The organism is Prolixibacter denitrificans (genome assembly GCF_003014495.1).
Classification (GTDB): domain Bacteria; phylum Bacteroidota; class Bacteroidia; order Bacteroidales; family Prolixibacteraceae; genus Prolixibacter; species Prolixibacter denitrificans.
Genome location: NZ_PYGC01000011.1, coordinates 99,622 through 123,051, shown reverse-complemented (window position 1 = coordinate 123,051; position 23,430 = coordinate 99,622). Strand labels below are relative to the sequence as shown.

The window sequence follows — 23,430 nt, the reverse complement described above, 5'->3', positions numbered from 1 at the left end:
GCTAGTTTTTTAAAAGGTCCATAATCGATTCGTTGAAGTTGGCAGAAGAATCACGATGAACAAGGCCGGCTAAACGTCCTTCTTTCATAACAAATCCGGTTTTGGCGGGCACAGTTATTTCATTCAGCAGGTGTGTTGAAAGAAGAATGGTTTTCTCTTCTTCGGCAAGTTCCCCGATAACCTGGTTCAGTAAGCTGATGCCAAGCGGATCAAGTCCATTGTACGGTTCATCCCAAAGGAAAAACTCCGGATTTCCGGCCATCGACAAAGCAATACTCAGCCTCTTCTTCATTCCCGTTGAAAGGGCTTTAAACGGTTTCTCACGGGCCGTCCATATCTCCCACTGCTTCAACAGTTCTTTCATTTCTTCCTGAGAAACATGCTTTACTTTTCGGACGATTTCCGCAATTTCACTTACCGTTATTGATGGTTCTGTGGTGAACGGTTCGGTGGCAATCCCCATTTGTTTCCGGCGCAAATCGGCATCCGTCTGGTCGTCGAGACTGATTTCACCCTTATTGGGATTGATCAGGCCGGCTATCAGGTTAAACAAGGTGGTTTTTCCGGAACCGTTGTCTCCTACAAACAAGTAAAGTCCGGGCTCTTTGATTTCGAAGCTAAGTTGGTCGACGGCTACAAAGCTCCCGAATTTCTTTGTGATATTATTAGTTGTTAGCATAGTTGGATGAGTTTTCTTTAAACTGAATATCCAGCGATTTTTCCCATTCCATCTCTTTGATGAATTTCTCCTGTACCGGATTTTCTTTTAGAATGTTGTAGGTTTCCCAGAACGTGGGATGATAAGGATATTTTGCTTCGTAAGTATGTTCGTCGCGGGCCAGTTTTTCACGATACCTGATTTTATCCATCTCTTTTTTATCCGTGATTACCTTGGTGACCAGAAGTACATATTCGGCCCATTGTCTTTCCTTTATCTTTCTCTCTTTCTTAGGCGCGTCCGGATTTTCATAAACGGCAGATGTACCATTGGGCGTGGCAAAACCGGTTTTGTATTTTAAATAGTACTTCCCGCTAATTTTCGGGTAGCCTGTTTCCGTTCTCCAGATATAGTTGTCTTTGATAACCATATTCGTAAGAAATCTATCATTCAATACCTTCCACCATCTTTCCATTTTCAAGACTCCCCAGTCTTTCGAGCTGACATAGATATACCCGCCGTCTTCCGAATTTTTATTTTCTGAAGCTCTCTTTCCGTCAGGTTGGAGCTTATCGTAAATGAACTTAATCTTGTATACTTTAACCGAATCGAGCCACTCAAAACCGGCAAATTCGTACTTAAAGGTTTCATAGTCTGTCAAGGGCTTGTACCACCAACTCATACGGTAATATCTTACGCTATTTGCATAGGCCCGATATAAAATATTTCGATGCCCGCCGAACATTTTATCCATCAATGCAAAAGCCAATTTTTCCTTTTTACTTTGAGGAACCAGGTAGCTATTACTTTTCCTTAGTTCCTCAACCTGAATTCGTGTGGTTGACGGCTGGGTATTAATTCCCCGATCCTGGATCAGCAAAGCCGCTTCAATAATCTGAGAGGCTATCGTATCACGGTAGTTGGTGTTGCGGTAGAAAGCTTCCATCTGAGTGGTCGTTCGTGCATAGTTTCGCTTGATATTTTTAACCGCTCGTTTGACAATATCAACTGCCGCGGTACCATTGGGTAACACATACACATCACTTAACAGATAAGGTTTAGGTATCATTTTTACAACGATGCTGCTATCACTGGCATAAGGAATGAAGAGCTGCTGACTTTTATAGCCCAGGAACGAGAACCGAATCAGACTTCCGGCAAAGCGCCCTTGTATTTTAAAATCGAATGCGCCTTCGGTATTGGTAATTGTACCTGCCCCGGCTTTTCCAATCAAAATATTGGCATAGGGCAACAACTCACCAGTTTTTGCGTCGACTACTTTTCCCTGTAAGCGAATGTAAGCCGGTGCTTTCGATGCAACAATTAAATGCGTATCCGTTTGTGTAATTCTCAAATTGGCTGTTTTTTCCAATTCAGTAATACAACTATCAGCATTAGCGCTGAATTGAGTAGTCGTGTTTTCGTTCAGCGCTACCAAATCGGGACTGTAGCTGAGTTCGAGTTTTAGCTTTCCGGAAAGCCCTTTCAGGATGTCCAGATAGGTCGTCGGGGAATGCATTTGTCCCAACGCGGTTCCCGACATCAATGTAAACAGGATGAGTAGATGCAATAATTTTTTCATGGTGTAAGGATAAAGTGGTTAGTTTGTTGTTGGTATGAAAGATTAAGGGTAAGGCAAATGGTTTGTATAATCTTCTGAGCGCCTTCCAGGTCGTTAAATTGCCCGGAATATTTCAGGTCGGCGAAATTCTCATCAGCTAATTCTACAGATATTTTAAAGTGGTCTTCCAATGTTTTTAAAACGTCCGACAACGGTGCGCTCGTAAACGAAAGTCGCCCCGAAATCCATGCGTTGCTGTTCGGATTAGGGTTGTCTTGTTCGGTTAACTGATGATCTTTGGCATTCCAAATTCCAATTTCATTTTTGGTCAAAATCACCTTATGTCGTGCGAATAACGAACCAGTCCGGAATGCTACCCGTCCTTCGTCTACCGAAACGCTCTCCGTATTCTTCAACCCGGATTTCACCAGGAATTTGGTACCCAATACTTTTATTTGAGCATCGGCTGTCTTTATTCGAAATGGTCGTTCGGGATGGTGAGTCACTTCAAAATAGGCTGTTCCGCTCAACCGAACATCGCGCTCATTTTTCGTAAAGGTAGATGGGTAGCTCAAATACGCGTTTTTCGCCAGAATGACTTTGGAGCTGTCGGGCAGATAAACAGTTTGCCGTTGCTGAGCGATAACCTCATTCCAGTTGGCAGTTGATTGTGTTTGTAAAACAACCTGGGTAACCAGCGCCAGGAAAATGACGGCAGCAGTTACCCGCCAGGTGAAACGAATGACTTTCTTCGAATGAATCCGCCGGTGTACTTTCGCTAATGCCTTCCGGGCATCCGGTTCGAAGTCGATGTTCAGTTTTCCGCCGGCAACATACGTTTTTCGCAATTCTTCGTATTGCTGCCGGTTTTCGTCTGATGCCGCCAACCACGTATCAAGCTCCTGCTGCTCTTTTTCTGACAACCCGCTTTCGAATGACTGAATAATAAGATGCATCGGAATGGGTTCCATTGCTTTTTTTAAGAATGAACCTTCCCGAAAATGAATCCCCCAAAGAACGAGTGAAAATTTTAATGAAAAACAATCAACAGTAATGTAGCCGGCAATAAATGAAGGTATGGTTTCAACTCTTCCCGTAGTTTGGAAACGGCTATGGCGACCTGATTCTCGACGGTTTTTACTGAGATATTCAAATACTCAGCAATCTCTTTCTGGGTAAGGCCTTCCAGTTTGTTCAATACAAAAATTTGCCGGCATTTCTCCGGCAGCATATCTATCGCTTTATTCAGTAATGGAAGTACCTGTTGGTATGACTCTGTTTCCTCCTCATCATCATTTTTATTTAAAATATAACTGAGGTGGTATTGTTTTCGAACGTCCTCGCTTCTCCGGTGCTTCAAATATTCGTTATAAACTGCTTTGTAGAGATAGGATTTCCCGTTCTCCGGTTCAATCAACTTCTTGCGATTCTCCCAGATTCTGACAAACATGCGTTGAACAATCTCTTCCGAATGATCGAAATCTTTAGCAAACGTATAGGCAAAACGACATAGTTCCCCGTAATAAACCAGGAACAGCTTATCGAAAGCTTTTTTATCGCCCAGACGAATATCGTTGAAAAGTGTGTTAGTTGGCAATGGGTCAGAATTGTTGCTAACAAACAGGATAAATGCAATTCGCTTTTACAAACAGCAACAGAGAAAAAAATGAGGTTTTAACTATCGGTTCCCAGCAACAGGCGACTTTACTTGGCAAAAAACTTAAACGCCTCATAAACAAGAAAAGCCGGCCAAACAATGGCTTTCAAGAATCCCAGTACGCCCATCCAAAAGCTGGTGGCAACGGATATGAAGTAGATGGCTGCTCCGATGAAACCCAGTCCATACACGGCGCCCCCGGCAGAATTATTGCTTCGACTTTTCTTGCTCATGGTTATTCTTTTTAGTGTTGATACAAGTTTATATTTATTAATATGACAACTATAAGTATTGACAAGTTAGAAAATTATTCAGTAATACATTAACATAAATTGGTAAAATCAATAGTAATCCCTAGTTATGATATGCGGCTATATATCATTGCTGAATTTCCTTTATTTCATCCAATAATTGTCCTTTTGTATAATGCTCTAGTGTCAAATTGATGGTTGTATCATCTTTTGCATACATTATCCCGGTTTGAAGCAATGGAGGAGTGCCCTCTTGATAGAACAGAAGAAATAATTTCTTTTCTCTGGGAATACGCACTTTTCCCCTCCGTATACGATAGTCATAGAGTACCCGGTTCTGTTTAGGAGCTCGTACTAATAGATGCAAATCCTTATTTTCAGGAGGTTTAAACCGTAGCTCGATTCCTTCTTTTCTTGGGAACTCATAATCAGTAAAAATGTACACGTGCTGACTATCGCTCAAAACTTCGGCCAAGTAATTCCTGAAAAGCTCAAAGTCACCGATAATCTCTTGTCCATATTCGTTCGAATAAACAAAGTCAAAATAAGCTTTCCTCTTTGCATATTCTTCTTCCGTTTCATCAAGAAAGAATGAGGAACCCGACTTTCTGTCATTAAACGTGCTATCGAACCTAATAGGAAAAACGAAAGAAATATCAACAAACCTTCCTCGGTGTAACCCCGGCAGCCATTCTTTTAGTCCTTTAACAAAATAAAATGCCATTGAATCACAAGCCGGATTCACTGCTCTCAGGACTCTTGTGTCTTTCAGCTTTCCGTCTTTCCCAAAAGTCGTCGACACATAAACCTTCTTGCCGTAACAATCAAGATCTTCCCAATCTACTTTTGAAAAATAAGTTGACATCTGACCCAAAAAATCTTTAAAAACAGGCAATTTTTCTGACCACCCACCAATTTCAGCCTCATCATCTCGAGGAATGGTATCATACCGAACTTGCGCTGATAGGTTGATAGACAACAATAAAAAAACGAATATTATATTTCTCCTTTGTTTTATCATTTTACTAAAACCAGTGAAGTCTATTGTTTCATCAGTCAGGTTTTCTACTTCTGAAAATAGCAAAATTTTAGCTTCCAAGTGTTTTAGCCCCTTACCTATTTATGAACAGCCCCAGCGAGAACAAGAAATTGGAGTATTTCAATGCATGATATTCCAAAGGAAAATTCCCGACAAATACCATTGTTTCTGTGTTGGTAAAAACTTCTACGTATAAGTTCAGAAACTTCTACTGTTCTTTTTAAAAAATCCTACCTATAAGTGATCCACCTTTCTAAGTAGAAAGACAAAAAAAGAACAGTAGAAAGATTTGAGCTCATCTGTATGCAGCGTAATAGTATACCATTGCGGAGTCATGCCTCTATTACAGCAGATGAATTTGCTCGCACCGTAATACCATCCCGGCGGGATGGTATGTTGTTAGAATAAAACCCCTGGCTCTTTTCCGTACGACCCCGGCCGGGGTCGAATAAACGCTGGCCTTCTGTTGCCTAACAATATATGACTCCCCCGGAGTCATATACATTTCAGGAATATTTTATTCTGAGAGAATGTAATATCTGAGGAGCAATTCCTTTTCTTTTCCATGCCTCATCAAACCAAAATCCGGATAGACCGTTTACCTTTTGCTAACACACGCCGGAACATATTACCCGGTTAACAGGCTCTAAACAAGGTCTGCAATTATAGCTTTTTTACCGGAAATTGCCTGAACGACTATACTAAAACCTTCCGGCATATCCCAGTACTTTCTTAGTAACTGGATCAACATATACAGTAATAGGGCCTAACAGAGCATCAGCATCTGTATTAAATATCACAGAGTAAGCACTTTTATCGTTGTAAGTTGTCATTTCAACTTTCGCCTGTGTCCAGTCAATTATCACCGTCGATTTTTCCTGGTCATCCAGTGAATTCCAGGCTATCTCCCTGATTTGGGCAATCAATTCGGAATCATCTTTTGTGCAATTGGAAAAAACAGGAATTAACACAAATAGTAGAATCATTACTTTTCTCATAGTCTGACAAATTAGGTTCTCATAGTGGTAATAGGATGAGCCGATAAATAAAAAGGTTGCTTTATAATCGGCCATCGATTTTTTCTTTTTCAACAAGCATCAAACCAAATACCGAATCAACCGTTTACCTTTTGCAAACAAACAGTCGGACATAAAAAGAATACAGCAAGATGAAAATATTGATTATCGGTGGAAACGGCACCATTGGCAACAAGGTAACAACGGAATTGAAGAAACGACACGAAGTAGTTGTGGCCGGACGGAAAAGCGGTGATGTCAACGTGGATTTAGCCTCGGAAGGCTCTATCGAGAAGATGTTTCAGGATGTTCCCAACCTGGATGCCGTTATTTCCATTGCCGGCGCCACCAAGTGGGGCAATTTCGAGGACCTGACGGAAGAAGACTTTTACATCAGCATCCGCAATAAACTGATGGGACAGGTCAACCTGGTGCGCATTGGACAGCGCTACCTGAAAGATAACGGCTCGTTTACCCTCACAACCGGTATTCTGGGCGAAGACCCGGTGAAAGGTTCGGTAGGTGCTTCGATGGTGAACGGAGGTATTCACAGCTTTGTAATAGCCACTGCACGGGAACTGAAACGCGGCCTGCGCATCAATGTCGTCGCTCCGGGTTTGGTGGAAGATGCCGCCGAACGACAGGGACACCTCTTCCCCGGCCATCTGCCCGTTACCATGAAACGGACCGTGAGTGGTTATCTTCGTAGTGTAGAAGGATACGTTACGGGAGAAGTTATCCGGTTGTATTAATGATTTTGAAAAGTCAGGACATGGCCTGACCCTACACTGATATTATAAAATAGCCTCGCCGGGAGAATTTCCTGACGAGGCTTTTTTTTCTTATTAATGCGGGTGGGTCATCTCCAGTGGAATGACCCACTGGTCGAATTCCTCTTCCGATACGTATTTCAATTCCAGTGCGGCTTCCCGTAAGGTCTTCCCTTCCGCGTGGGCTTTCTTAGCAATCCGGGCCGCCTTATCGTATCCAATGTGGCGGTTTAGTGCCGTAACCAGCATCAGGTTCTTTTGGATATTCTCGTTAATCCTTGGCAAGTTCGGCTCGATTCCCACCGCGCAATGTTCATTGAACGACCGACAGGCATCCGCGAGCAGCGTGATACTCTCCAATACGTTATGCGCCATCACCGGCTTGTACACATTGAGCTGGAAGTTTCCCTGGCTTCCCGCGAAAGCGACGGTGGCATCGTTACCAAACACCTGGGCACAAACCATGGTCAATGCTTCGCTTTGGGTAGGGTTCACCTTACCGGGCATGATAGATGAACCGGGCTCGTTAGCCGGAATATTGTATTCGCCAATACCACAACGGGGGCCGGAAGCCAGCCAGCGCACATCATTGGCAATTTTCATCAACGCCCCGGCCAGCGTACGCAGTGCTGCCGAAGTCTGCACCAGCGCGTCGTGTGCCGAGAGTGCGAAGAACTTATTGGGTGCATTACGGAAAGGATGCCCCGTAATTTCGGAGATAAAATGCACCGCCCGCATGGCAAACTGCGGATGGGTGTTCAATCCGGTACCCACTGCCGTTCCTCCAATAGCCAGATCATACAATCCGGGAAGCGAAGCGCGAATGCCTTCCATCGCGAAATCGAGCTGGGCTACCCAGCCGCTCATCTCCTGTCCTACCGTTAACGGCGTGGCATCCTGCAAGTGCGTGCGTCCGGTTTTCACAATCGATTGATACAGGTCCGATTTATCAGCCAGTGTTTTTCGCAGCAACTCAACCGAAGTAAAAAGACGCTTGTGCAACTCTTCAACCAACGCAATGTGCATGGCCGTAGGAAACGTGTCGTTCGACGACTGACTGCGGTTGACATGGTCGTTGGGATGAACCGGTTTCTTGCTTCCCCTTTCGCCGCCCATCATTTCGATAGCGCGATTGGAAATCACCTCGTTGGCATTCATGTTCGATTGCGTTCCCGAACCTGTTTGAAAGACCACCAACGGAAACTCACTGTCCATCCGGCCGGTGATCACCTCTTCGGCGGCAGCCATAATATTACCGGCAATGTCAGACGGCAACTCACCGAGTTCCTCATTTGCCTGTGCTGCAGCCTTTTTCACAATCCCCAACGCCCGGATAATCGGTGAAGGCCACTGAAAACGTTGGGTTCCGATTTGAAAATTTTGAAATGAACGTTGGGTTTGCGCTCCCCAGTAATGTTCGGCGGGAACCTGAATTTCGCCCATTGAATCGGTTTCTGTTCTGAACTTTTCCATTTTCTGTATATTTTGCACCGGACTTTTGTTTTCCGGCAAATTTCGTAGATATGAACTTGTATTTACTGAACAAACCGGAATGGCAATCGTTGAATAAACCAGTTGTCAAAAACATTTAAAAAGAATAGAATCATGTCATTTGATGAACGCGCCCGCACCTGGGACGACGACCCGATAAAAACAGAAAGAGCTGCCGCTTTCGCAAAAACAATCATCGAACAGATACACCCAAAACCGAAAATGAGTGCCCTGGAATTCGGAGCCGGAACCGGCTTGCTCAGCTACCAGCTAAAGGAAGCATTCGACACCATTGTATTGGTCGATAGTTCGGAAGGCATGATTGACGTGTTGAAAGAGAAGATAGCGAAAGAAAAACTCTCCCACTTCTTTCCGCTGAACGTCGATTTACTGGAAACATCACCGGATATTGGCCCGTTCGACGCCATTTATACCTTGATGACCATGCACCACATCGATTCGCTGCCGGATATTTTGCAGGTGTTCCATCGGTTGCTGAAACCGGGCGGAAAATTGTGCATTGGTGATTTGGTAAAAGAAGACGGCAGTTTTCACGGTAGTGGATTTACCGGACATAAGGGCTTTGACAAAGATAAACTGTCGGGGCTGTTAAAGGAACACGGAATGAACCCGGTGCATTACGAAATCTTTTACGAGCTGGAGAGAAAACGGGACGGTCATTCACAGAAGTTTCCGCTTTTCTCGTTGACTGCCGAAAAGGTGGGCTAGAATTCCAGGATAGCTAATGATTTGATTTATTTTGAAGGTGTTAGCCGCAAAAAAGCGGTAAATAACCAAACAATTCGCCGTGTTATTTGTCTACCTAGTGAGAAGAAGCAAGATATACGAATAACAACAAAAAATAAAAATTATGGATTTAAAGATTAAAGGAAACTGGAACGAATTGAAAGGAAGACTGAAACAGAAGTATGGCGATTTGACCGAAGACGATTTGACCTTTGTGGAAGGCAAAGAAGATGAACTATTGGGTCGCCTGCAAAGGAAATTAAACAAAACGAAAGAAGAAATAGCAGCCGAAATCAGGAAAGAGATCGAAGGCTTATAGTGCATTTTCTCCGGTTCCCATCCGGAGTTTTTCATACAAATTTTTATATTTGCTCACCGGAACAGCAGGAATCCCACCTACGTCCTGCCTGGTAAATTAGCCGTATTCTGGCTGATATTTCCCCTTGTATATATAAGTGATGAAACCTATACCGGAAACTTCCCTCACGGGAGTAGCTGGTGATTGATTAATCCGGCAAGGTTACCAACCATTTTTAAGATTAAGATCAAAAACAGGAGGATAAAACATGAAACGTATTACCATTTATGCATTGCTGATCCTGATGATTGGCTCGGTATCGGCCTGCAAGCAAAAGCCGAAAAAAGACGATAACAACGATGTGAAACAGGAGATGAAAGATGTTACACAATCGATGAATCAAACCCTGGAACAAAAGAAAGCTGACTTGAAAAGCAAAGCCCAGGAATTGCTCGATCAGACCAATCAGAAGATCGACCAACTTAAAGCCAAGATGGACAACCAATCAGATAAACTATCCGAAGATAAAGAGGAAGCTTTGAAGAAACTGGAAACACAACGCGATAAACTGCAGTCGGATTTAGATCAATTGAACGATCAAACCAAAGAACAATGGGAAGAGTTCAAGACACAGTTTAACCAGGATATGAATAATCTGAACCAAAGCGTCAAGGAATTTTTCGATAACGACAAGTAATTCAGAAAACGCAAACAGCGAAAAAAGCGATCAGTTAGCCGGAATGTAGCCAAGCTCATTCCGGCTTTTCTATGATAGTGCGCGTCTATCGATGGAAATTCTCCTACCGGCTTGGCGAGGGATTTTTCACCTAAAAAAACCGGATGGTTATTTCCACCCGGTTGATTTATATTTTCTGATGAAACATTTTACAGTAAGGCAGATACTTTCTTCTCCAACTTAACGATATCGGCACTAAACTTCCGGATGCCTTCAGCCAGCTTTTCTGTTCCCATCGCATCTTCGTTCAGCATCCAGCGGAAAGATTTCTCGTCCAGCGTTATCTTTTCAATATCGGCATCTTTCGCATCTTCCGGTCGAAGTTTCCGTTCGAGGGTTCCTTCTTTGCTTCCCAGTTCCTTCAGTAACTTAGGAGAAATAGTCAGCAAATCACAACCCGCCAACTCGATAATCTGTTCCGCTTTGCGAAAACTGGCTCCCATGATTTCAGTCGGATACCCAAATTTCTTGAAATACGTAAAAATGTCGGTCACACTCTCTACACCGGGATCTTCCTCTACCGGAATATCATCCACACCCCGGTCCTTTTTATACCAGTCGTAAATCCTTCCCACAAAAGGAGAAACCAGCGTAACACCTGCATCGGCACAGGCAATGGCCTGCGGCATACTGAACAGCAGGGTCAGGTTACAATGAATTCCTTCCTGCTCCAATATGCGGGCTGCTTCAATTCCTTCCCACGTCGATGCAATTTTAATCAGCACCTTTTCTTTGCTAATACCCACCTCGTCGTACAAACGAATCAGTGTGCGGGCTTTCTCAATCGTCGCCGCCGTGTCAAAGGATAAGCGGGCATCCACTTCCGTGGAAACACGACCGGGAACAATCTTCAGGATTTCCCGGCCAAAATTTACCGACAGCTTATCCATGCAGGTGGTCAACTGTTCTTCCTTGCTACCGCCATGCTCTTTTGCATATTTCACGGCATCCTCTATGAGTGAATCGTACTTCGAATCTTCGGTAGCTGCCAGTATCAACGACGGATTGGTCGTTGTATCCTGCGGCTTAAATTCCTTCATCGACTCAAAGTCTCCGGTATCGGCTACTACGGTTGTTACTTTTTTTAATTGTTCCAGTAAATTCATTTGGTATCTATTTTTTTAATACGACAATCTCTCATTTGTGCTCTTCGGCATTTGTAATCTACAACAGATGTAGCCTCCATTGAGTTCGTTCTCCCCCCAATTCAGGATCTCAAAACCACCTGCAACCCGGAATGCCCACAAAAACGCCATCAATCAGCTCGTTTTAAAACTAGTTGATTCATTCTGCAATGAGCATGATTTTTATCGCGTCTGATTCTATCTTCCTGCATTCTATACATAAACTTTTAATAATATGGCATACGAAGCATAAAACTCCGTAACTTATACATCGTCTAACTAAAACTACCATGAAATGAATATTTATGTTGGCAGTCTTCAGTACGATGTAACAGAAGATGAATTACGAAGTGTTTTTGAAGCTTATGGTGCGGTTGACTCCGTGAAGATTATTATGGACAAGTTTTCCGGTCGTAGCAAAGGCTTTGGTTTTATTGAAATGCCTAATGACGAGGAAGGTGAACAGGCCGTCCAATCATTGAATGGCTCTGAGATTAACGGGCGAAAAGTGATTGTCAACCTGGCTACCGAGAAAAAGGCCCGTCCCCGCCGTTCCGGAGGTTATGAACAAAGGGGTAATTTCCGTCCGCGTCACTGAGGTTTCGCTTGGATTCAGTACAATTTTCCTTATATTGGCGCCGAATGCGGGCATTATGGACTTTCCGTTGAACGCATTCAAATTTATTGATTAATAACAAAACGACAGGTTAGAAAACAAAAAGGCTGAACATTCAATTGTTCAGCCTTTTGTGATCTTATTTATCTTCGGTTTACCGGAATAGAAGGCAAACCGGTTTTGGCGCATTAGTTTCGCTGGTATAGGTGAGCATTCCTGTTTCCGGATTACGGCGGAATGCCACAATGTTATCGCTGTTCTGATTGGCAACCAACAGGAATTTACCATCGGGAGACAATGTAAAATTCCGCGGTGTCTTTCCTCTCACCGATTCGGTTCCTTTTTCCGTCAATTTCCCGTTTTCCGGATTAATTGAATAAATAACGATGTTGTCTAATCCGCGATTGGAAGCATAAAGGTATTTTCCGTCAGGCGAAATAGCTATTTCGGCACAGGTATTTTCTCCGTCGTATCCTTTAGGAAGTGTAGAAACCGATTCTTTTACAGCAAAGGTGCCATCCGGTTTCATTGCCACGCGGGTAACCGTACAGCCCATTTCGCTAATCACGTACATATTTTGTCCATTAGGACCAAAAGCAATGTGACGTGGCCCCGCCCCCGGAGCCATCGGAATTTTTGGCGTTTTGCATGGCACCAGTTTCCCTTTATCGGCATCGAGGCGGTAAACATACACGTCGTCAGTTCCCAAATCGGCAGCGAAGATTCGTTTTCCACCGGGCCCGAAATACGAACTGTGCGCATGGGGTCCTTTCTGACGGTTTACATTGGGACCGTGCCCTTCGTGCTGACTAACATCCAGCGCCTTGCTTATCGTTCCGTCTCCATCCAATTGAAAAAGCCCCACGCTTCCGCTGGAATAATTAGCTGTTAACGCAAAACCTTCCGGGTTCACGCTCACAAAACAGGGATCCGCACCGCCGCTGGGTTCTTTATTGATAGCTTCCAGATTGCCGGTAGTTTCATCTACCGCAAAAGATTCGATATAACCCTGGGTATTTCCGACTGCCGTATTTTTTTCCTGAACAGCCAGCAGGTAATTACCATCAGGTGTTAACGTAACGAAAGATGGATTAACTGAAACTCCGGCCAATGCGTAGTTCTCCAGTTGTCCCGTTTTCGGGTCAAGCTCGCAGCGATAAATTCCTTTACTATCGCTCCCGTCAGTGTAAGTTCCGATATAAAACATCATACCTGATTTAGAGTTTTCCTGAGCCACGCCCTTTGCTGGTCCGGCCAACGCAGCCACACCGGCCAGTAACAAGAGAAAGATATTTTTCTTCATGGATTCAGCATTTAAAATTTCGTCTAAAGGTAACGAATTTGTCCGGCTTCTATTCAGTCTGAATAAGGATGAAATTACTTACTGTTGAAAAAAAAAAATGCAGGTTACTAGCCACTCCCTCGACATTCAAAAGAAAAGGACTGTCCCTGTCAAGACAGTCCTTTATCAAGCTTTGGTGATTAGGACAAGCTTTCGCTTGAAAAATAATTATGGCTTTTGGTGAGCACCCCAATTACGGTTAGCCCGGTTGCCCATGACTAGTACCAGTTTGGCGCCGTTCATTAAATCCGAATGATTTAGAACGGGTTCGTCCAATGGTTTTCCATTGAGCGTTGCCGACTGGATATATTTGTTTTCATCGGAAGTATTTTTCGCTTCCAGCTCAAATGTTTTTCCGTTCGCCAGATGAATTTTCACATTGGTAAACAGCGGACTTCCGATGCTGTAGACAGGTTTTCCCGGCGTAACCGGATAAAAGCCCATCGAAGAGAACACAACAAACGAGGATAAACCACCGCCGTCTTCATCGCCGGGAACGCCCATCAAATCGTTTCGAAACCACTCATGCAAAAGAGCACGAACCAATTTTTGCGTTTTCCAGGGCTGTCCGGCATAATTGTACAGGTAGGGAATATGGAGCGATGGCTCGTTGGCCATGGTAAACTGTCCCACATTTCCGGTTTGGTCGGGCAGCTGCGTATAGAATTCCCGTTTTCCTCTGCCCATAGGCGTGGTAAACAAAGCGTCAAGGTTTTGAGCAAACGCCTTTTTCCCGCCCATCAGGTGAATCAAATCAGGAATATTATGTTGAACATCCCAACGATACGTCCAGCCGTTGTTTTCGTCATAATAATCGCGAACTCCAACACCGCCTGAAAAGCGATAATCAAATGGTTCGATGAACTTCCCTTCAGCATCTTTCGGATGGAAAAACTGCGTTTCAGGATTGTACAGATTCCTGTAGTTGAACGAAGCTTTCAGAAAGCGAGTAGCGTCAGCTTCCTTCCCCAGCGTATCGGCCAGTTGCGACAAACACCATTCGTCATAAGCCGTCCCCAACGTAACTGCTACAGCTTGCCGGCGCTCGAACGAATTTACTTCCGGAATCATCTCTTTTTCGCCCGGCTTCAGCGCGGGAATGTAACCATGCTTCTGATAAAAAGCCGATAATGCACCCGCCGGCTTCCCGGACCACGGCGCCAACGTTTTCTCTGTAATTCCTTTTTTACACGCTTCGAAGGCCTTTTCCAAATCAAAACCATGCAGCCCTTTCCGGTAAGCGTCCAAAACTGATGCAACACCATGATTGGAATTCATGCGGCGGCTATCACCGGTAATTTCGGGGAAAGTCGGCATCCACATGTGTGGCATTTGTTCGGCCATCAATACAAATGAATGCAGAATATCATTTTCCCTTTCGGGATTGACCAGAATCCGCAATGGGTGCAACGCCCGGTACGAATCCCAAATCCAGTCATCAGTATAAAACGGCCGTCCGTTATCCGAATGCACCCGGTGATCGAACGCGCTGTAATAACGTCCGTCTTCCGAAATACAAACGGGACGTTCGTAACAACGGTAGAGCGATGTGTAGAAAACAGTCCTCTCATTTTCCGTTCCACCCTGAACTTCAATTTTGCCAAGCGCTTCATTCCAAATTTTTCGTCCTTCCGCCTGAATTTCGGCTACAGTTTTCCCGGCGACCTCGCGCTTCAAGTTCTTCTCGGCCTGTTCGGCACTGATAAACGAAATACCATAGTGCACCTGCAATTCTGTTTTGCCTTTCGGGAAGTTCAATACCAAACAGGCATTTTTCCCCAAGGCGTCGGAAGCAGTAAGCATTTTGCCATCCTTCAGAACCGAAACGTTTTCCGGCTTTTCATTCGGAACGAGATACAGAAAAACGCGCGTATCGTTTCCAATCAGCTGCCAGCCGGAAATGGCTTTCCCGTCCCATTTCATTCCGCCGTTGAGCGAATTCAAAATTATTCCAGGCGCTTCCTGTTGTTCAAACTTCAAAGCATACATGGCCGATTGATGCGACACAGCAAAATCAACATCGATTTGTGCTTCATCGAGATAAACCGAATAGGAATAAGGTGTAATCTTCTCCTGATCGTATGAAAAGGAAATAACCGGCTTTACATCCTTCGGGTTTTCCTGAAAAGGGCTCAGATTAAACGCCGAAACACCACGATGACTCGTTACTTCGAGTGGCAAACCGTGGAGCCGGACACTCGTATAATCGGCCCTCTCAGGATAAACACGCAACAAGCTATTGGGCAAGTGTATGGTAGGATATGTGGGTACCAGCAAATGACTGATGTTTCCCATGTACGGATTGACATAATCAACCGGCGATTTGACTGCAGATCCCTGTTCCTGAACCTGAGCAACACATCCAGCCATTAAAACAAAAATTCCAATAAGCCAGCCTTTCAATATTTTCATCACACTCATTTTAGTAGCTTAAAACAGAAACAGGGCGGTCTTTCGGGGCCGTTCCAAATTTTTTATTCGGCCGTTTCCCCATCACAAATTCGAGTTGACCACCGGAGATGATATCCTGATAAGTAATATAGGAATGCGTATACGGTTTTCCGTTCAACCGGACAGACTGGATATAAATGTTCTGTCCTCCTGCATTTTTTGTAGTCACCGTAAATTGCTTCCCGCTAGCCAGATTGATAGTGGCTTTAGCCAGTTGTGGCGAACCGAAACAGAAAACGCTGTTGGCCGGATTGACCGGATAAAAACCCATCGAACTAAACAGGTACCAGGCCGACATCTGACCACAATCCTCGTTACCAGAATAACCCGATTGCCGGTCGGTGTACAATTCGTTCTGAATTTTGGCGCTGTAAAATTGAGCTTTCCATGGTTCACCGGCAAAGTCGTATAAGTAGACAATGTGGTGACTTGGTTCATTTCCGTGTGCATACTGGCCAATAAAACCTGACGCATTTCCGTTAACATCTCCAGGCTTGGCATTGAGGGTAAAGAAGGTATCGAGCTTGTCAACAAACTTCTTATCACCTCCCATCATATCGATAAACGAATAGACATCCTGGGGAACATACCACAAATACTGCCAGGCATTTCCTTCGGTGAATGGGAAACCTCCATTGCCTCCATATTTCAGCGGATTAAATGGTTCAATCCAGTTGCCTTTGCTGTCTTTTGCCCGGAAGAATCCGATGGATTTATCGAACAGGTTTTTATAATCATGGGAGCGATTCAGGAAAAACTGATAGTCTTTTTCATGTCCGAGTTTCTTTGCCATCTGCGCCACGCACCAGTCATCGTAAGCGATTTCGAGTGTCAGCGAAACGGATTGGGTCTGCAAATCTTCAGGGAAATAACCATACTTATCCAGTATGTTGAACGGCGAATTCCTGTGCGAGGTCGTCGACGATGCCTTCACAGCTTCATAAGCTTTCTGGTAATCAACTCCCGGAATTTCCTTGAAGAAGGCATCGACGATAACCGGAATAGCGTGGTTACCAATCATGCAGTAATTCTCTTGCCCCCATAATTGCCAGATGGGCAAATAGCCATACGTTTCGTACTGGCGCAGCATCGAATTAATAAAAGCTGCAGTCCGTTTCTGCTGAACGATGGTATAAAACGGATGCGCGGCCCGATAGGTATCCCACAGCGAAAAGGTGCTGTAGTGTTTGCCATCAGGCGCATGCCGGATACTATTGTCTGTTGCCAGGTAATCACCCGAAACGTCGGCAATGTTGTTGGGCTGAATGAACAAATGGTACAACCCTGTATAGAAAATACGTTTCTGTTTGGGAGTTCCTTCCACATCAACGCAGGAAAGTTCCTTATTCCAGGTTTCGTTGGTTTGCTCAACAATCCCATCAAAATTGAAATCTTTTATCTCTGCCTTCAGATTCTCGCGGGCTCCTTCGGCTGATACCGACGAAAGTCCCACCTTGACCGATAACGGTTGCGAATTGTCTTTATCAAAATTCAAAACCAACTTCAAGTTGGAATTATTGGCTACCGGAATATTCTCAAAGATATTCCTTCCGGCTTTAAAAGCGTGCGAATCGAACGGACGGGAAAATTCAGCCCGGAAATACACTTTCCGAAGCGGAGCCCAGCCTGAAATAATACGGTATCCTTCGATGGTTTTCGAATCGACCACGCGGGCCTGGGCTTCGATAATTTTGCAATAGCGATACGGACTATTCCGAACCAACGAATGATCGAGGTCAATCATCAGGTGAACCGGATCGGTATTCGAGAAAGTGTAGCGGTGCATTCCGCAATGCTCGGTAGCCGCGAGTTCTGCCTTAATATTGTAATCGTCCAATACGACGCTGTAATAACCGGGATATGCTTTTTCGGTTTCGTGCCGGAAGGCCGAACGAAATCCTTTTGTCTTACCGTCATCGCTCCCGCATTGCCATTGAATGTCCCCCTGGTATGGCATGAACAAAAAGTCGTAAAGATCGGGACAACCAGTTCCACTCAAATGCGTATGGCTAAAACCAACAATGGTTTTGTCGTTATAATCGTAGCCGCTGCAAGGGTCGTCGGGATATTCGCGGGTATCGGGACTAAGCTGCACCAATCCGAAAGGAGCGCAGGCGCCCGGAAAATTACTTCCCGATAGGCTTAAGCTATCAACAGAGCCAGTTCCAATAAATGGATTGACATACTGCGTATATTTTTTTGTTGATGTTGGTGGAACGGATGCAAAGCTCAATCCCTGCCCGATAAAAAGCAAAATTCCAATCGATAGAAATAAATGGATTTTTCTCATGTACATAGGAGAGTGTTTCATGAACTGTTTATTAATCATAGAGAGGTTTTAGGTATGCAGATTATTCCCGGCAATCCACTGAAACTGCATGTTTCAAGTCGCCTGTCTCCTGATACGTAAATACTTCAGATGAGATACAGCTTTTATTCCTCACTGTTCCCGGCAAGGATATCAAAGAATGGGTAGAAAAGAAATAATAACGCACACAACTTCAGTATAAGAGGACCATCCCCTAAAACGGGGTATGATCCTCTTTCTACTTACTGTATTCAATTATTTACTTGCATAACCTGCATTCTGGGTCAAATTCGGATTACGCTGCAATTCGTTCAAGGAAATCGGGAATACCAGGTCGGTTTCTTTAAACGTGGCTCCTGCTGCATTCTGTGCGCCAATCAGGTTAACGTAAGTTACCTCTCCAGGATTGGTTGCTGAGATAACCGGGAACTTCATCGTACGGACACAGTCATCCCATATTTTGAATTCCAACGGGAATTCACGGATTCTTTCTGTCCAGCAAGTTTCGATGAACTCCTGCTTCGACAAGGCAAGTAAACCGGCTTTGATCTGATCTTCAGTTTCACCGTTCATGTTAGCGCGTACTTGTATTTTAGCAAGATAGGTAGCAGCCTCGTCTGTTACACCGTCCGTCTGGGCAATTGATTCGGCGTAGTCGAGATAAGCTTCTGCTAAACGGTAAAAGTTCCAATCCTTCGTTCCTTTTCCAGTATTCAACACAGCATTTTCATCATAATAATACCAGCAGCCTGCTTGTCCGTCGGGAGCTGTCCAGGTTTTACCGTTATTCGGGTTGGTATAATTCCAATGGAAGAACTGGTTGGGTTGAATACGCAGATCATCGGTCGGATAAACATTCAGGAACTGATCAATCGGACCATAAACCCGCTCAAAAATCGAATAAGTTCCGAATACAGCGGTCGCCGAAGATGAAAAGGCATAAGTTGGCCACCAGCTGCTATTGCTGATACTTTCATCATACTCCTGGGCATAAATCACCTCATCCAAATCATCGGTGGAGCGCAGTTGATTGAATGCGCTGCTTCCCGACATGTCAGTATTCGCGGTAAGCGAATGAGGCGAATCGATAACCATTTTCGAATAAGTCTTCGCATTAGCATAATCTCCCTGATGGAAATACACATCGGCAAGAACCATGGCAGCGACATACTTCGTAATCCGATGTCCGTTAGCCGCAAAAGTTTTTGCCGGCAGAGCATCAACAGCAGCTTTCAAATCCGATTCGATCTGCGTATAAACCTGCGCAGATGCTGTCCTTTCGGGATAAAGATTCTCCAGATTGGAAGGTTCTAACAGCAGCGGAACGTCGCCAAATGTTTTCACCAGGTAGAAATAATTAAATGCCCGGAAAAACATGGCTTCTGCTGTCAACTGAGCTGCGGTTCCTGAATCCATGGTAATATTGGGAATACTCGCTATCGCATTATTCGCCACGTTAATGGCATTATAACAGTTGTCCCAAATATCATCCGAAGTATCGGATATCTCATTCGTATGTTGCTGACGGGTCAACAGACGGGAATACTTACACACCACTTCCTGTCCTTCGTAGCTGTTACTGAAATAACCTGTCAACATTCCGGTGATGGAAGCTTTGGGGCCGATATAGGCACTGGAAGCATAAGATATGCGTCTTGGCGCCCCGTTTCGGTATAAGTAATTTACGTTTGCCGTTGCCTGAGCTTCTGTTTTATAGTAATCAACCTCCGTCAGCGCTGACTTGGGACTTTCATCCAGAAAGTCATTACACGAGGTCATAAACAGAAGGCTCACTGATAAACATATTAATATCTTTTTCATAGTAGTCTTCATTTTGGATTTAAATTAGAATGTTACGTTTAGTCCCAGTGTCCATGTTCTGGCCCTCGGATAGGCAAAGAAGGTCATGTTCTGACCGAACTTGGCACTGCCCTGAGAAGTCGACTCCGGATCGTACCCATTGTACTTACTGGAGCAGATCAGGAATGCGTTATTCACATTCGCATATAAACGTAGTTTCGAAATACCAATGGCCTTGCATTGCTTGTCAGAGAAGGTATAACCCAGCTGAATCAGGTTTCCTCTCAAATAGGAACCATCGGCAATCCAACCGGAATCTACCGTTGTATTCTGTCCGGCGTGACCGGAATTCGTCAGGTAAATCGCTTGTTCCATGGTATTGGGATTGGTTCCGTCATACGCATCGTACAAGATATTCGACAAACCGTTGGTGATACCAAAACGGTCGTATGTAGAGTGGTAGAATTGCTGCAATGTTTCTACTCCCCATACAAATTGCAGGTCTACAGTCAAATCAATATTCTTGTACCGGAAAGTATTAATGAAACTACCGGCCCAATCTGGCATTCCTTTACCGATGATTTCCTTCTCATTCGTCCGCTTGGCGCGACCGATCTGGCTCTTTTCGCAGTTGCCTGCTTCGTAATCTTCAATGGTGTAAACACCTAAGCGACGATACCCGTAGAAGCTACTCAGGTTCTCACCAACCCGCAAAATACTTTCGGAACCACCAACCCAATAGTTCATCTCGATATCTTCATCATTTTCTCCCAGGTGAAGAATCTTGTTTTTATTGTAGTTCAGGTTTAGTGTAGCATTCCATTGGAAATCGTTGGTACGAACTGGCGTTGCATCGACCATGATATCAAGTCCCTGGTTTTGTACCGACCCGATATTTTTGTATATCGAACCAAAACCCGAAGACGTTGGCAACGGAGTATTCAGCAACAAATCGGTAGTCTTCTTGTGATAGTAAGAAATATCGAAATTCAGCTTATTCCGGAACAAGCCTAAATTGAAGCCCATGTCCCATTGTGCTGTTTTTTCCCATTTCAAATCCGGGTTCGCCATCGAACTGATATAGGAATAAGGAGCTCTTGAACCATCCAGCAAATTTGTTCCCGAACTGACCGATGCCAGCGAACGATACGGAGAAATTTCAGAGTTACCCGTCAATCCATAGCTGGTATGGAGCTTCAGGGTACTGATGGTTGCATTGTCCTTCAGAAAGTCTTCCTGCGATACAATCCATGCTAAACCTGCCGATGGAAAGAACGCGTATTTGTTGTTCTTTCCGAATTTGGAAGAACCATCATAACGACCGGTCACCGTAGCCGAATACTTATCGTTATAGGTATAAGCAAAGCGCAGAAAGTAGGAGTTCATTGCCCACTTATCGTAGCCGGATGTAGGAGCTGAAGGCGTCGTACCGGCCCCCATATTGTACCACTCAAAGAAGTCATCACTAAATCCTTCGGTGTACGAATTATTATAGTTATAAGTACGCTCTTGCCAGGAAAGGCCGGCCATCGCATTCAGACGGTGCACGCCCAATACTTTCTGGTAGGTCAAATACGTTTCTTCCTGCCAGTAAAATATATTTCCATGGTCAATATAAGCCCAACCATTCGGCATAGATATGTTGTTCAGCGATACAGAAGAATATCCTTTGCTGGTTATATTGTGGCTGTCGATACCAAACTGAGTTTTCAGATCAAGACCGTCCAGCAAATGGAAGGTTAAGGCCGTATTTCCGAAAATCTGCGTATTGTACCTCATCCGCTTCTGTAAATCCAGGATCATCACAGGATTCGACATTCCTTCGAATCCAAATGTATCGGACATCGATGAGCTGGCAGATGTAGTATAATTACCGTTTGCATCGCGCAGAGGTAACCAGGGCAACATTTCAATCATCGTACGACGGGCTTCCTGTCCACCACCTGTTTCCGGAGTATAGCGTCCCCAAGTGTGATTGACTGAAAGATTAAGGGAAGTAGACAACCATTTCGTCGGATCACCGTCGAATGCCAGTTTCGCATTGATACGTTTACTAAAGGTATTGTTAACGATACCTTGTTGATCAGTATAATTCAGGAAAGCTCCTGCTGAAGAATTTTCTCCGGCTTGCTGAATATTCAACTGATGATTTTGAGAAAAAGCGGTCCGGGTGGCTTCTTTCTGCCAGTTGGTATCATACAAAGGATTTCCCTGGGCATCGAAGTAATTCGGGTCGGTAAACCAATCAGTTCTGTCCAACGACCAATTGTAATCCATGTATTTGTTCTCATTTTCAAGACCAATCATGAAAGCGTCGGTCCACTCCTGAGCATTCAGCACATCCATATAACGAGCCATGGTACTAACGCTGGCAGATCCCTGATAGCTTACAGTGGTACCCTTGCCATGCTCTTTTCCACGTTTCGTTGTCACGAGAATAACACCGTTGGCACCACGGGCTCCGTAAATAGCCGCTGAGGAAGCATCTTTCAACACTTCAATACTCTCGATATCATTCGGGTTGATCAATCCAAAATCCTCCATCACAACGCCATCAACCACATACAAAGGAGCCGACGAAGCATCGATGGTAGACAGTCCCCTGATAACAACACGGCTCTGATAAGCTCCGGGCTGTCCTGAGTTCGAGAAAATATTAACACCGGAAACTTTTCCTCTCAAATTATCCAGTGCACTAAAACTTTGGTCTTGCACCAACTCCTCGCCTTTTGCCTGGGAAATGGAACCGGTTACATCCTGCTTACGCATGGTACCATATCCAATGGCTACCACTTCCTGAATTCCATAAGTCTCGCGCATCATGGTAACGTCGATGGTTTCACGCGATTGCACTGCAACGTCCTGCGCCACCATTCCGATAAAAGAGAATACCAGCACATCAGAATCACCAACATTAGATATCGTATAGTGTCCGTTCGTATCGGTAATCGTACCGGAAGTCGTTCCTTTAACGACAATGGTTACTCCCGGAAGCGGGACTCCATCTTCATCCGTTACCGTACCATTAACATTGTGTTTATCTTGTTGTCCGCTCTGTGCTGTTTCTATAGCTCTTTTGGAAATCACAATATTCCGGTCAACGATTTGATATTTGTATTTCGACAAATCCAGTACCTGGGAAAGAATCTGGTCAATGCTGGCATCTTCTATCGAAAGACTATACCGCTTCGTCAAGTCCATCTGATCGGACTTAAAGAAAAAGCCAAATTCAGAAATCTTCTCTATTTGGTCGAAAACCTGAACGATGTTGGCATTTTCAACCTGGAGATTTAAGCGCACTGCCTGTGAGTAGGTCTTTGCCGACAAGGTCATAGCGGAAAGAAGCAACAGGAATCCAGTTAGTTTCATGGTTAGGTACAATTTTTTTAGCCCGGGGCATAAATTGCCCGGGAATCTTCGAAAATTCTTCATAGATTTGAACTGTTTGGTTTACAATAGAGCAGTCTTATTTGCGATTCTCTGATATAGAGACTGCTCGGGATATTAAATTCACATGAACCGGGAAGGGCGCCACCCTCCCGGTTTTTTGTTGATTTAGTTGATA

At 44.4% G+C, this 23,430-nt stretch carries 19 protein-coding genes; 5 read left to right on the top strand and 14 right to left on the bottom strand.

Translation table 11 applies throughout. The features are described from left to right. Position 1: 1 nt before the first annotated feature. From CLV93_RS17120 to CLV93_RS17090, 7 genes are all read right to left on the bottom strand, one after another. Positions 2 to 679, bottom strand: coding sequence for an ABC transporter ATP-binding protein (locus CLV93_RS17120; protein ID WP_106543440.1), 678 nt, complete (start codon positions 677 to 679; stop codon positions 2 to 4). Next, the gene (locus tag CLV93_RS17115) at positions 666 to 2,240 is read right to left on the bottom strand and encodes a carboxypeptidase-like regulatory domain-containing protein (protein WP_106543439.1); all 1,575 of its coding nucleotides are present in this window, start codon (positions 2,238 to 2,240) and stop codon (positions 666 to 668) included. The genes CLV93_RS17120 and CLV93_RS17115 overlap by 14 nt, the downstream gene beginning before the upstream one ends. Beyond that, complete coding sequence (locus tag CLV93_RS17110; protein ID WP_170108987.1) at positions 2,237 to 3,175, bottom strand: FecR family protein; 939 nt, start codon at positions 3,173 to 3,175, stop codon at positions 2,237 to 2,239. Before CLV93_RS17110 ends, CLV93_RS17115 begins: the two co-directional genes overlap by 4 nt. 74 nt (positions 3,176 to 3,249) lie before the next feature. Next, entirely contained in the window at positions 3,250 to 3,816 is a 567-nt protein-coding gene (locus tag CLV93_RS17105; RefSeq protein WP_170108986.1) for an RNA polymerase sigma-70 factor, read from the bottom strand. Between the two features lie 107 nt (positions 3,817 to 3,923). Further along, positions 3,924 to 4,109: a hypothetical protein gene (locus tag CLV93_RS17100; protein WP_106543436.1), complete on the bottom strand. Its 186-nt coding sequence runs from the start codon at positions 4,107 to 4,109 to the stop codon at positions 3,924 to 3,926. A gap of 145 nt (positions 4,110 to 4,254) precedes the next feature. Continuing rightward, positions 4,255 to 5,226 carry an energy transducer TonB gene (locus tag CLV93_RS17095; protein ID WP_106543435.1) on the bottom strand — a complete coding sequence of 324 codons (972 nt, stop codon included), beginning with the start codon at positions 5,224 to 5,226 and terminating at the stop codon, positions 4,255 to 4,257. A gap of 641 nt (positions 5,227 to 5,867) precedes the next feature. Beyond that, positions 5,868 to 6,164 (bottom strand): hypothetical protein, encoded by a 297-nt coding sequence (locus CLV93_RS17090; RefSeq protein ID WP_146142057.1) that lies wholly within the window; start codon positions 6,162 to 6,164, stop codon positions 5,868 to 5,870. A 170-nt stretch (positions 6,165 to 6,334) separates the two neighbouring features. Here CLV93_RS17090 and CLV93_RS17085 point away from each other — a divergent pair, with 170 nt between their 5' ends. After that, a complete protein-coding gene (locus CLV93_RS17085) occupies positions 6,335 to 6,934 on the top strand; it encodes a short chain dehydrogenase (RefSeq protein WP_106543433.1) in 600 nt (199 codons plus the stop codon). Positions 6,935 to 7,027: 93 nt separating this feature from the next. Here CLV93_RS17085 and fumC read toward each other — a convergent pair whose 3' ends face one another. After that, a complete protein-coding gene (gene fumC / locus CLV93_RS17080; RefSeq protein WP_106543432.1) occupies positions 7,028 to 8,425 on the bottom strand; it encodes a class II fumarate hydratase in 1,398 nt (465 codons plus the stop codon). Positions 8,426 to 8,557: 132 nt separating this feature from the next. Between fumC and CLV93_RS17075 the strand changes: the two genes are divergently transcribed. From CLV93_RS17075 to CLV93_RS17065, 3 genes are all read left to right on the top strand, one after another. Then, the gene (locus CLV93_RS17075) at positions 8,558 to 9,172 is read left to right on the top strand and encodes a class I SAM-dependent methyltransferase (RefSeq protein ID WP_106543431.1); all 615 of its coding nucleotides are present in this window, start codon (positions 8,558 to 8,560) and stop codon (positions 9,170 to 9,172) included. A 142-nt stretch (positions 9,173 to 9,314) separates the two neighbouring features. Then, the gene (locus CLV93_RS17070; RefSeq protein WP_211297890.1) at positions 9,315 to 9,509 is read left to right on the top strand and encodes a CsbD family protein; all 195 of its coding nucleotides are present in this window, start codon (positions 9,315 to 9,317) and stop codon (positions 9,507 to 9,509) included. Positions 9,510 to 9,756: 247 nt separating this feature from the next. Continuing rightward, complete coding sequence (locus tag CLV93_RS17065) at positions 9,757 to 10,185, top strand: sll1863 family stress response protein (RefSeq protein WP_106543429.1); 429 nt, start codon at positions 9,757 to 9,759, stop codon at positions 10,183 to 10,185. A gap of 188 nt (positions 10,186 to 10,373) precedes the next feature. Here CLV93_RS17065 and tal read toward each other — a convergent pair whose 3' ends face one another. Beyond that, on the bottom strand, positions 10,374 to 11,330 hold the full coding sequence (gene tal / locus CLV93_RS17060; protein WP_106543428.1) for a transaldolase: 957 nt from the start codon (positions 11,328 to 11,330) through the stop codon (positions 10,374 to 10,376). Between the two features lie 313 nt (positions 11,331 to 11,643). Between tal and CLV93_RS17055 the strand changes: the two genes are divergently transcribed. Then, positions 11,644 to 11,946 carry an RNA-binding regulator gene (locus CLV93_RS17055; protein WP_106543427.1) on the top strand — a complete coding sequence of 101 codons (303 nt, stop codon included), beginning with the start codon at positions 11,644 to 11,646 and terminating at the stop codon, positions 11,944 to 11,946. Positions 11,947 to 12,118: 172 nt separating this feature from the next. On the opposite strand, the gene CLV93_RS17050 is transcribed toward CLV93_RS17055, so the two are convergent. The 5 genes from CLV93_RS17050 to CLV93_RS17030 all read right to left on the bottom strand — a co-directional run bounded on the left by CLV93_RS17050 (position 12,119) and on the right by CLV93_RS17030 (position 23,234). Continuing rightward, on the bottom strand, positions 12,119 to 13,267 hold the full coding sequence (locus tag CLV93_RS17050) for a lactonase family protein (protein ID WP_106543426.1): 1,149 nt from the start codon (positions 13,265 to 13,267) through the stop codon (positions 12,119 to 12,121). Positions 13,268 to 13,474: 207 nt separating this feature from the next. Then, complete coding sequence (locus CLV93_RS17045) at positions 13,475 to 15,718, bottom strand: GH92 family glycosyl hydrolase (RefSeq protein ID WP_246187234.1); 2,244 nt, start codon at positions 15,716 to 15,718, stop codon at positions 13,475 to 13,477. Between the two features lie 10 nt (positions 15,719 to 15,728). Then, positions 15,729 to 18,047: a GH92 family glycosyl hydrolase gene (locus CLV93_RS17040; protein ID WP_211297889.1), complete on the bottom strand. Its 2,319-nt coding sequence runs from the start codon at positions 18,045 to 18,047 to the stop codon at positions 15,729 to 15,731. Positions 18,048 to 18,320: 273 nt separating this feature from the next. Continuing rightward, on the bottom strand, positions 18,321 to 19,886 hold the full coding sequence (locus CLV93_RS17035) for a RagB/SusD family nutrient uptake outer membrane protein (protein ID WP_106543424.1): 1,566 nt from the start codon (positions 19,884 to 19,886) through the stop codon (positions 18,321 to 18,323). A gap of 24 nt (positions 19,887 to 19,910) precedes the next feature. Then, a complete protein-coding gene (locus tag CLV93_RS17030; protein WP_211297888.1) occupies positions 19,911 to 23,234 on the bottom strand; it encodes a TonB-dependent receptor in 3,324 nt (1,107 codons plus the stop codon). Between the last annotated feature and the right edge of the window lie 196 nt (positions 23,235 to 23,430).

What these genes read in the sequence shown, in the direction of transcription:
- CLV93_RS17120 (WP_106543440.1), bottom strand. Translation starts at nt 679, where the DNA reads ATGCTAACAACTAATAATATCACAAAGAAATTCGGGAGCTTTGTAGCC.
- CLV93_RS17115 (WP_106543439.1), bottom strand. Translation starts at nt 2,240, where the DNA reads ATGAAAAAATTATTGCATCTACTCATCCTGTTTACATTGATGTCGGGA.
- CLV93_RS17110 (WP_170108987.1), bottom strand. Translation starts at nt 3,175, where the DNA reads ATGCATCTTATTATTCAGTCATTCGAAAGCGGGTTGTCAGAAAAAGAG.
- CLV93_RS17100 (WP_106543436.1), bottom strand. Translation starts at nt 4,109, where the DNA reads ATGAGCAAGAAAAGTCGAAGCAATAATTCTGCCGGGGGCGCCGTGTAT.
- CLV93_RS17090 (WP_146142057.1), bottom strand. Translation starts at nt 6,164, where the DNA reads ATGAGAAAAGTAATGATTCTACTATTTGTGTTAATTCCTGTTTTTTCC.
- CLV93_RS17085 (WP_106543433.1), top strand. Translation starts at nt 6,335, where the DNA reads ATGAAAATATTGATTATCGGTGGAAACGGCACCATTGGCAACAAGGTA.
- fumC (WP_106543432.1), bottom strand. Translation starts at nt 8,425, where the DNA reads ATGGAAAAGTTCAGAACAGAAACCGATTCAATGGGCGAAATTCAGGTT.
- CLV93_RS17075 (WP_106543431.1), top strand. Translation starts at nt 8,558, where the DNA reads ATGTCATTTGATGAACGCGCCCGCACCTGGGACGACGACCCGATAAAA.
- CLV93_RS17070 (WP_211297890.1), top strand. Translation starts at nt 9,315, where the DNA reads ATGGATTTAAAGATTAAAGGAAACTGGAACGAATTGAAAGGAAGACTG.
- CLV93_RS17065 (WP_106543429.1), top strand. Translation starts at nt 9,757, where the DNA reads ATGAAACGTATTACCATTTATGCATTGCTGATCCTGATGATTGGCTCG.
- tal (WP_106543428.1), bottom strand. Translation starts at nt 11,330, where the DNA reads ATGAATTTACTGGAACAATTAAAAAAAGTAACAACCGTAGTAGCCGAT.
- CLV93_RS17055 (WP_106543427.1), top strand. Translation starts at nt 11,644, where the DNA reads ATGAATATTTATGTTGGCAGTCTTCAGTACGATGTAACAGAAGATGAA.
- CLV93_RS17050 (WP_106543426.1), bottom strand. Translation starts at nt 13,267, where the DNA reads ATGAAGAAAAATATCTTTCTCTTGTTACTGGCCGGTGTGGCTGCGTTG.
- CLV93_RS17045 (WP_246187234.1), bottom strand. Translation starts at nt 15,718, where the DNA reads ATGAAAATATTGAAAGGCTGGCTTATTGGAATTTTTGTTTTAATGGCT.
- CLV93_RS17040 (WP_211297889.1), bottom strand. Translation starts at nt 18,047, where the DNA reads ATGAGAAAAATCCATTTATTTCTATCGATTGGAATTTTGCTTTTTATC.
- CLV93_RS17035 (WP_106543424.1), bottom strand. Translation starts at nt 19,886, where the DNA reads ATGAAAAAGATATTAATATGTTTATCAGTGAGCCTTCTGTTTATGACC.
- CLV93_RS17030 (WP_211297888.1), bottom strand. Translation starts at nt 23,234, where the DNA reads ATGAAACTAACTGGATTCCTGTTGCTTCTTTCCGCTATGACCTTGTCG.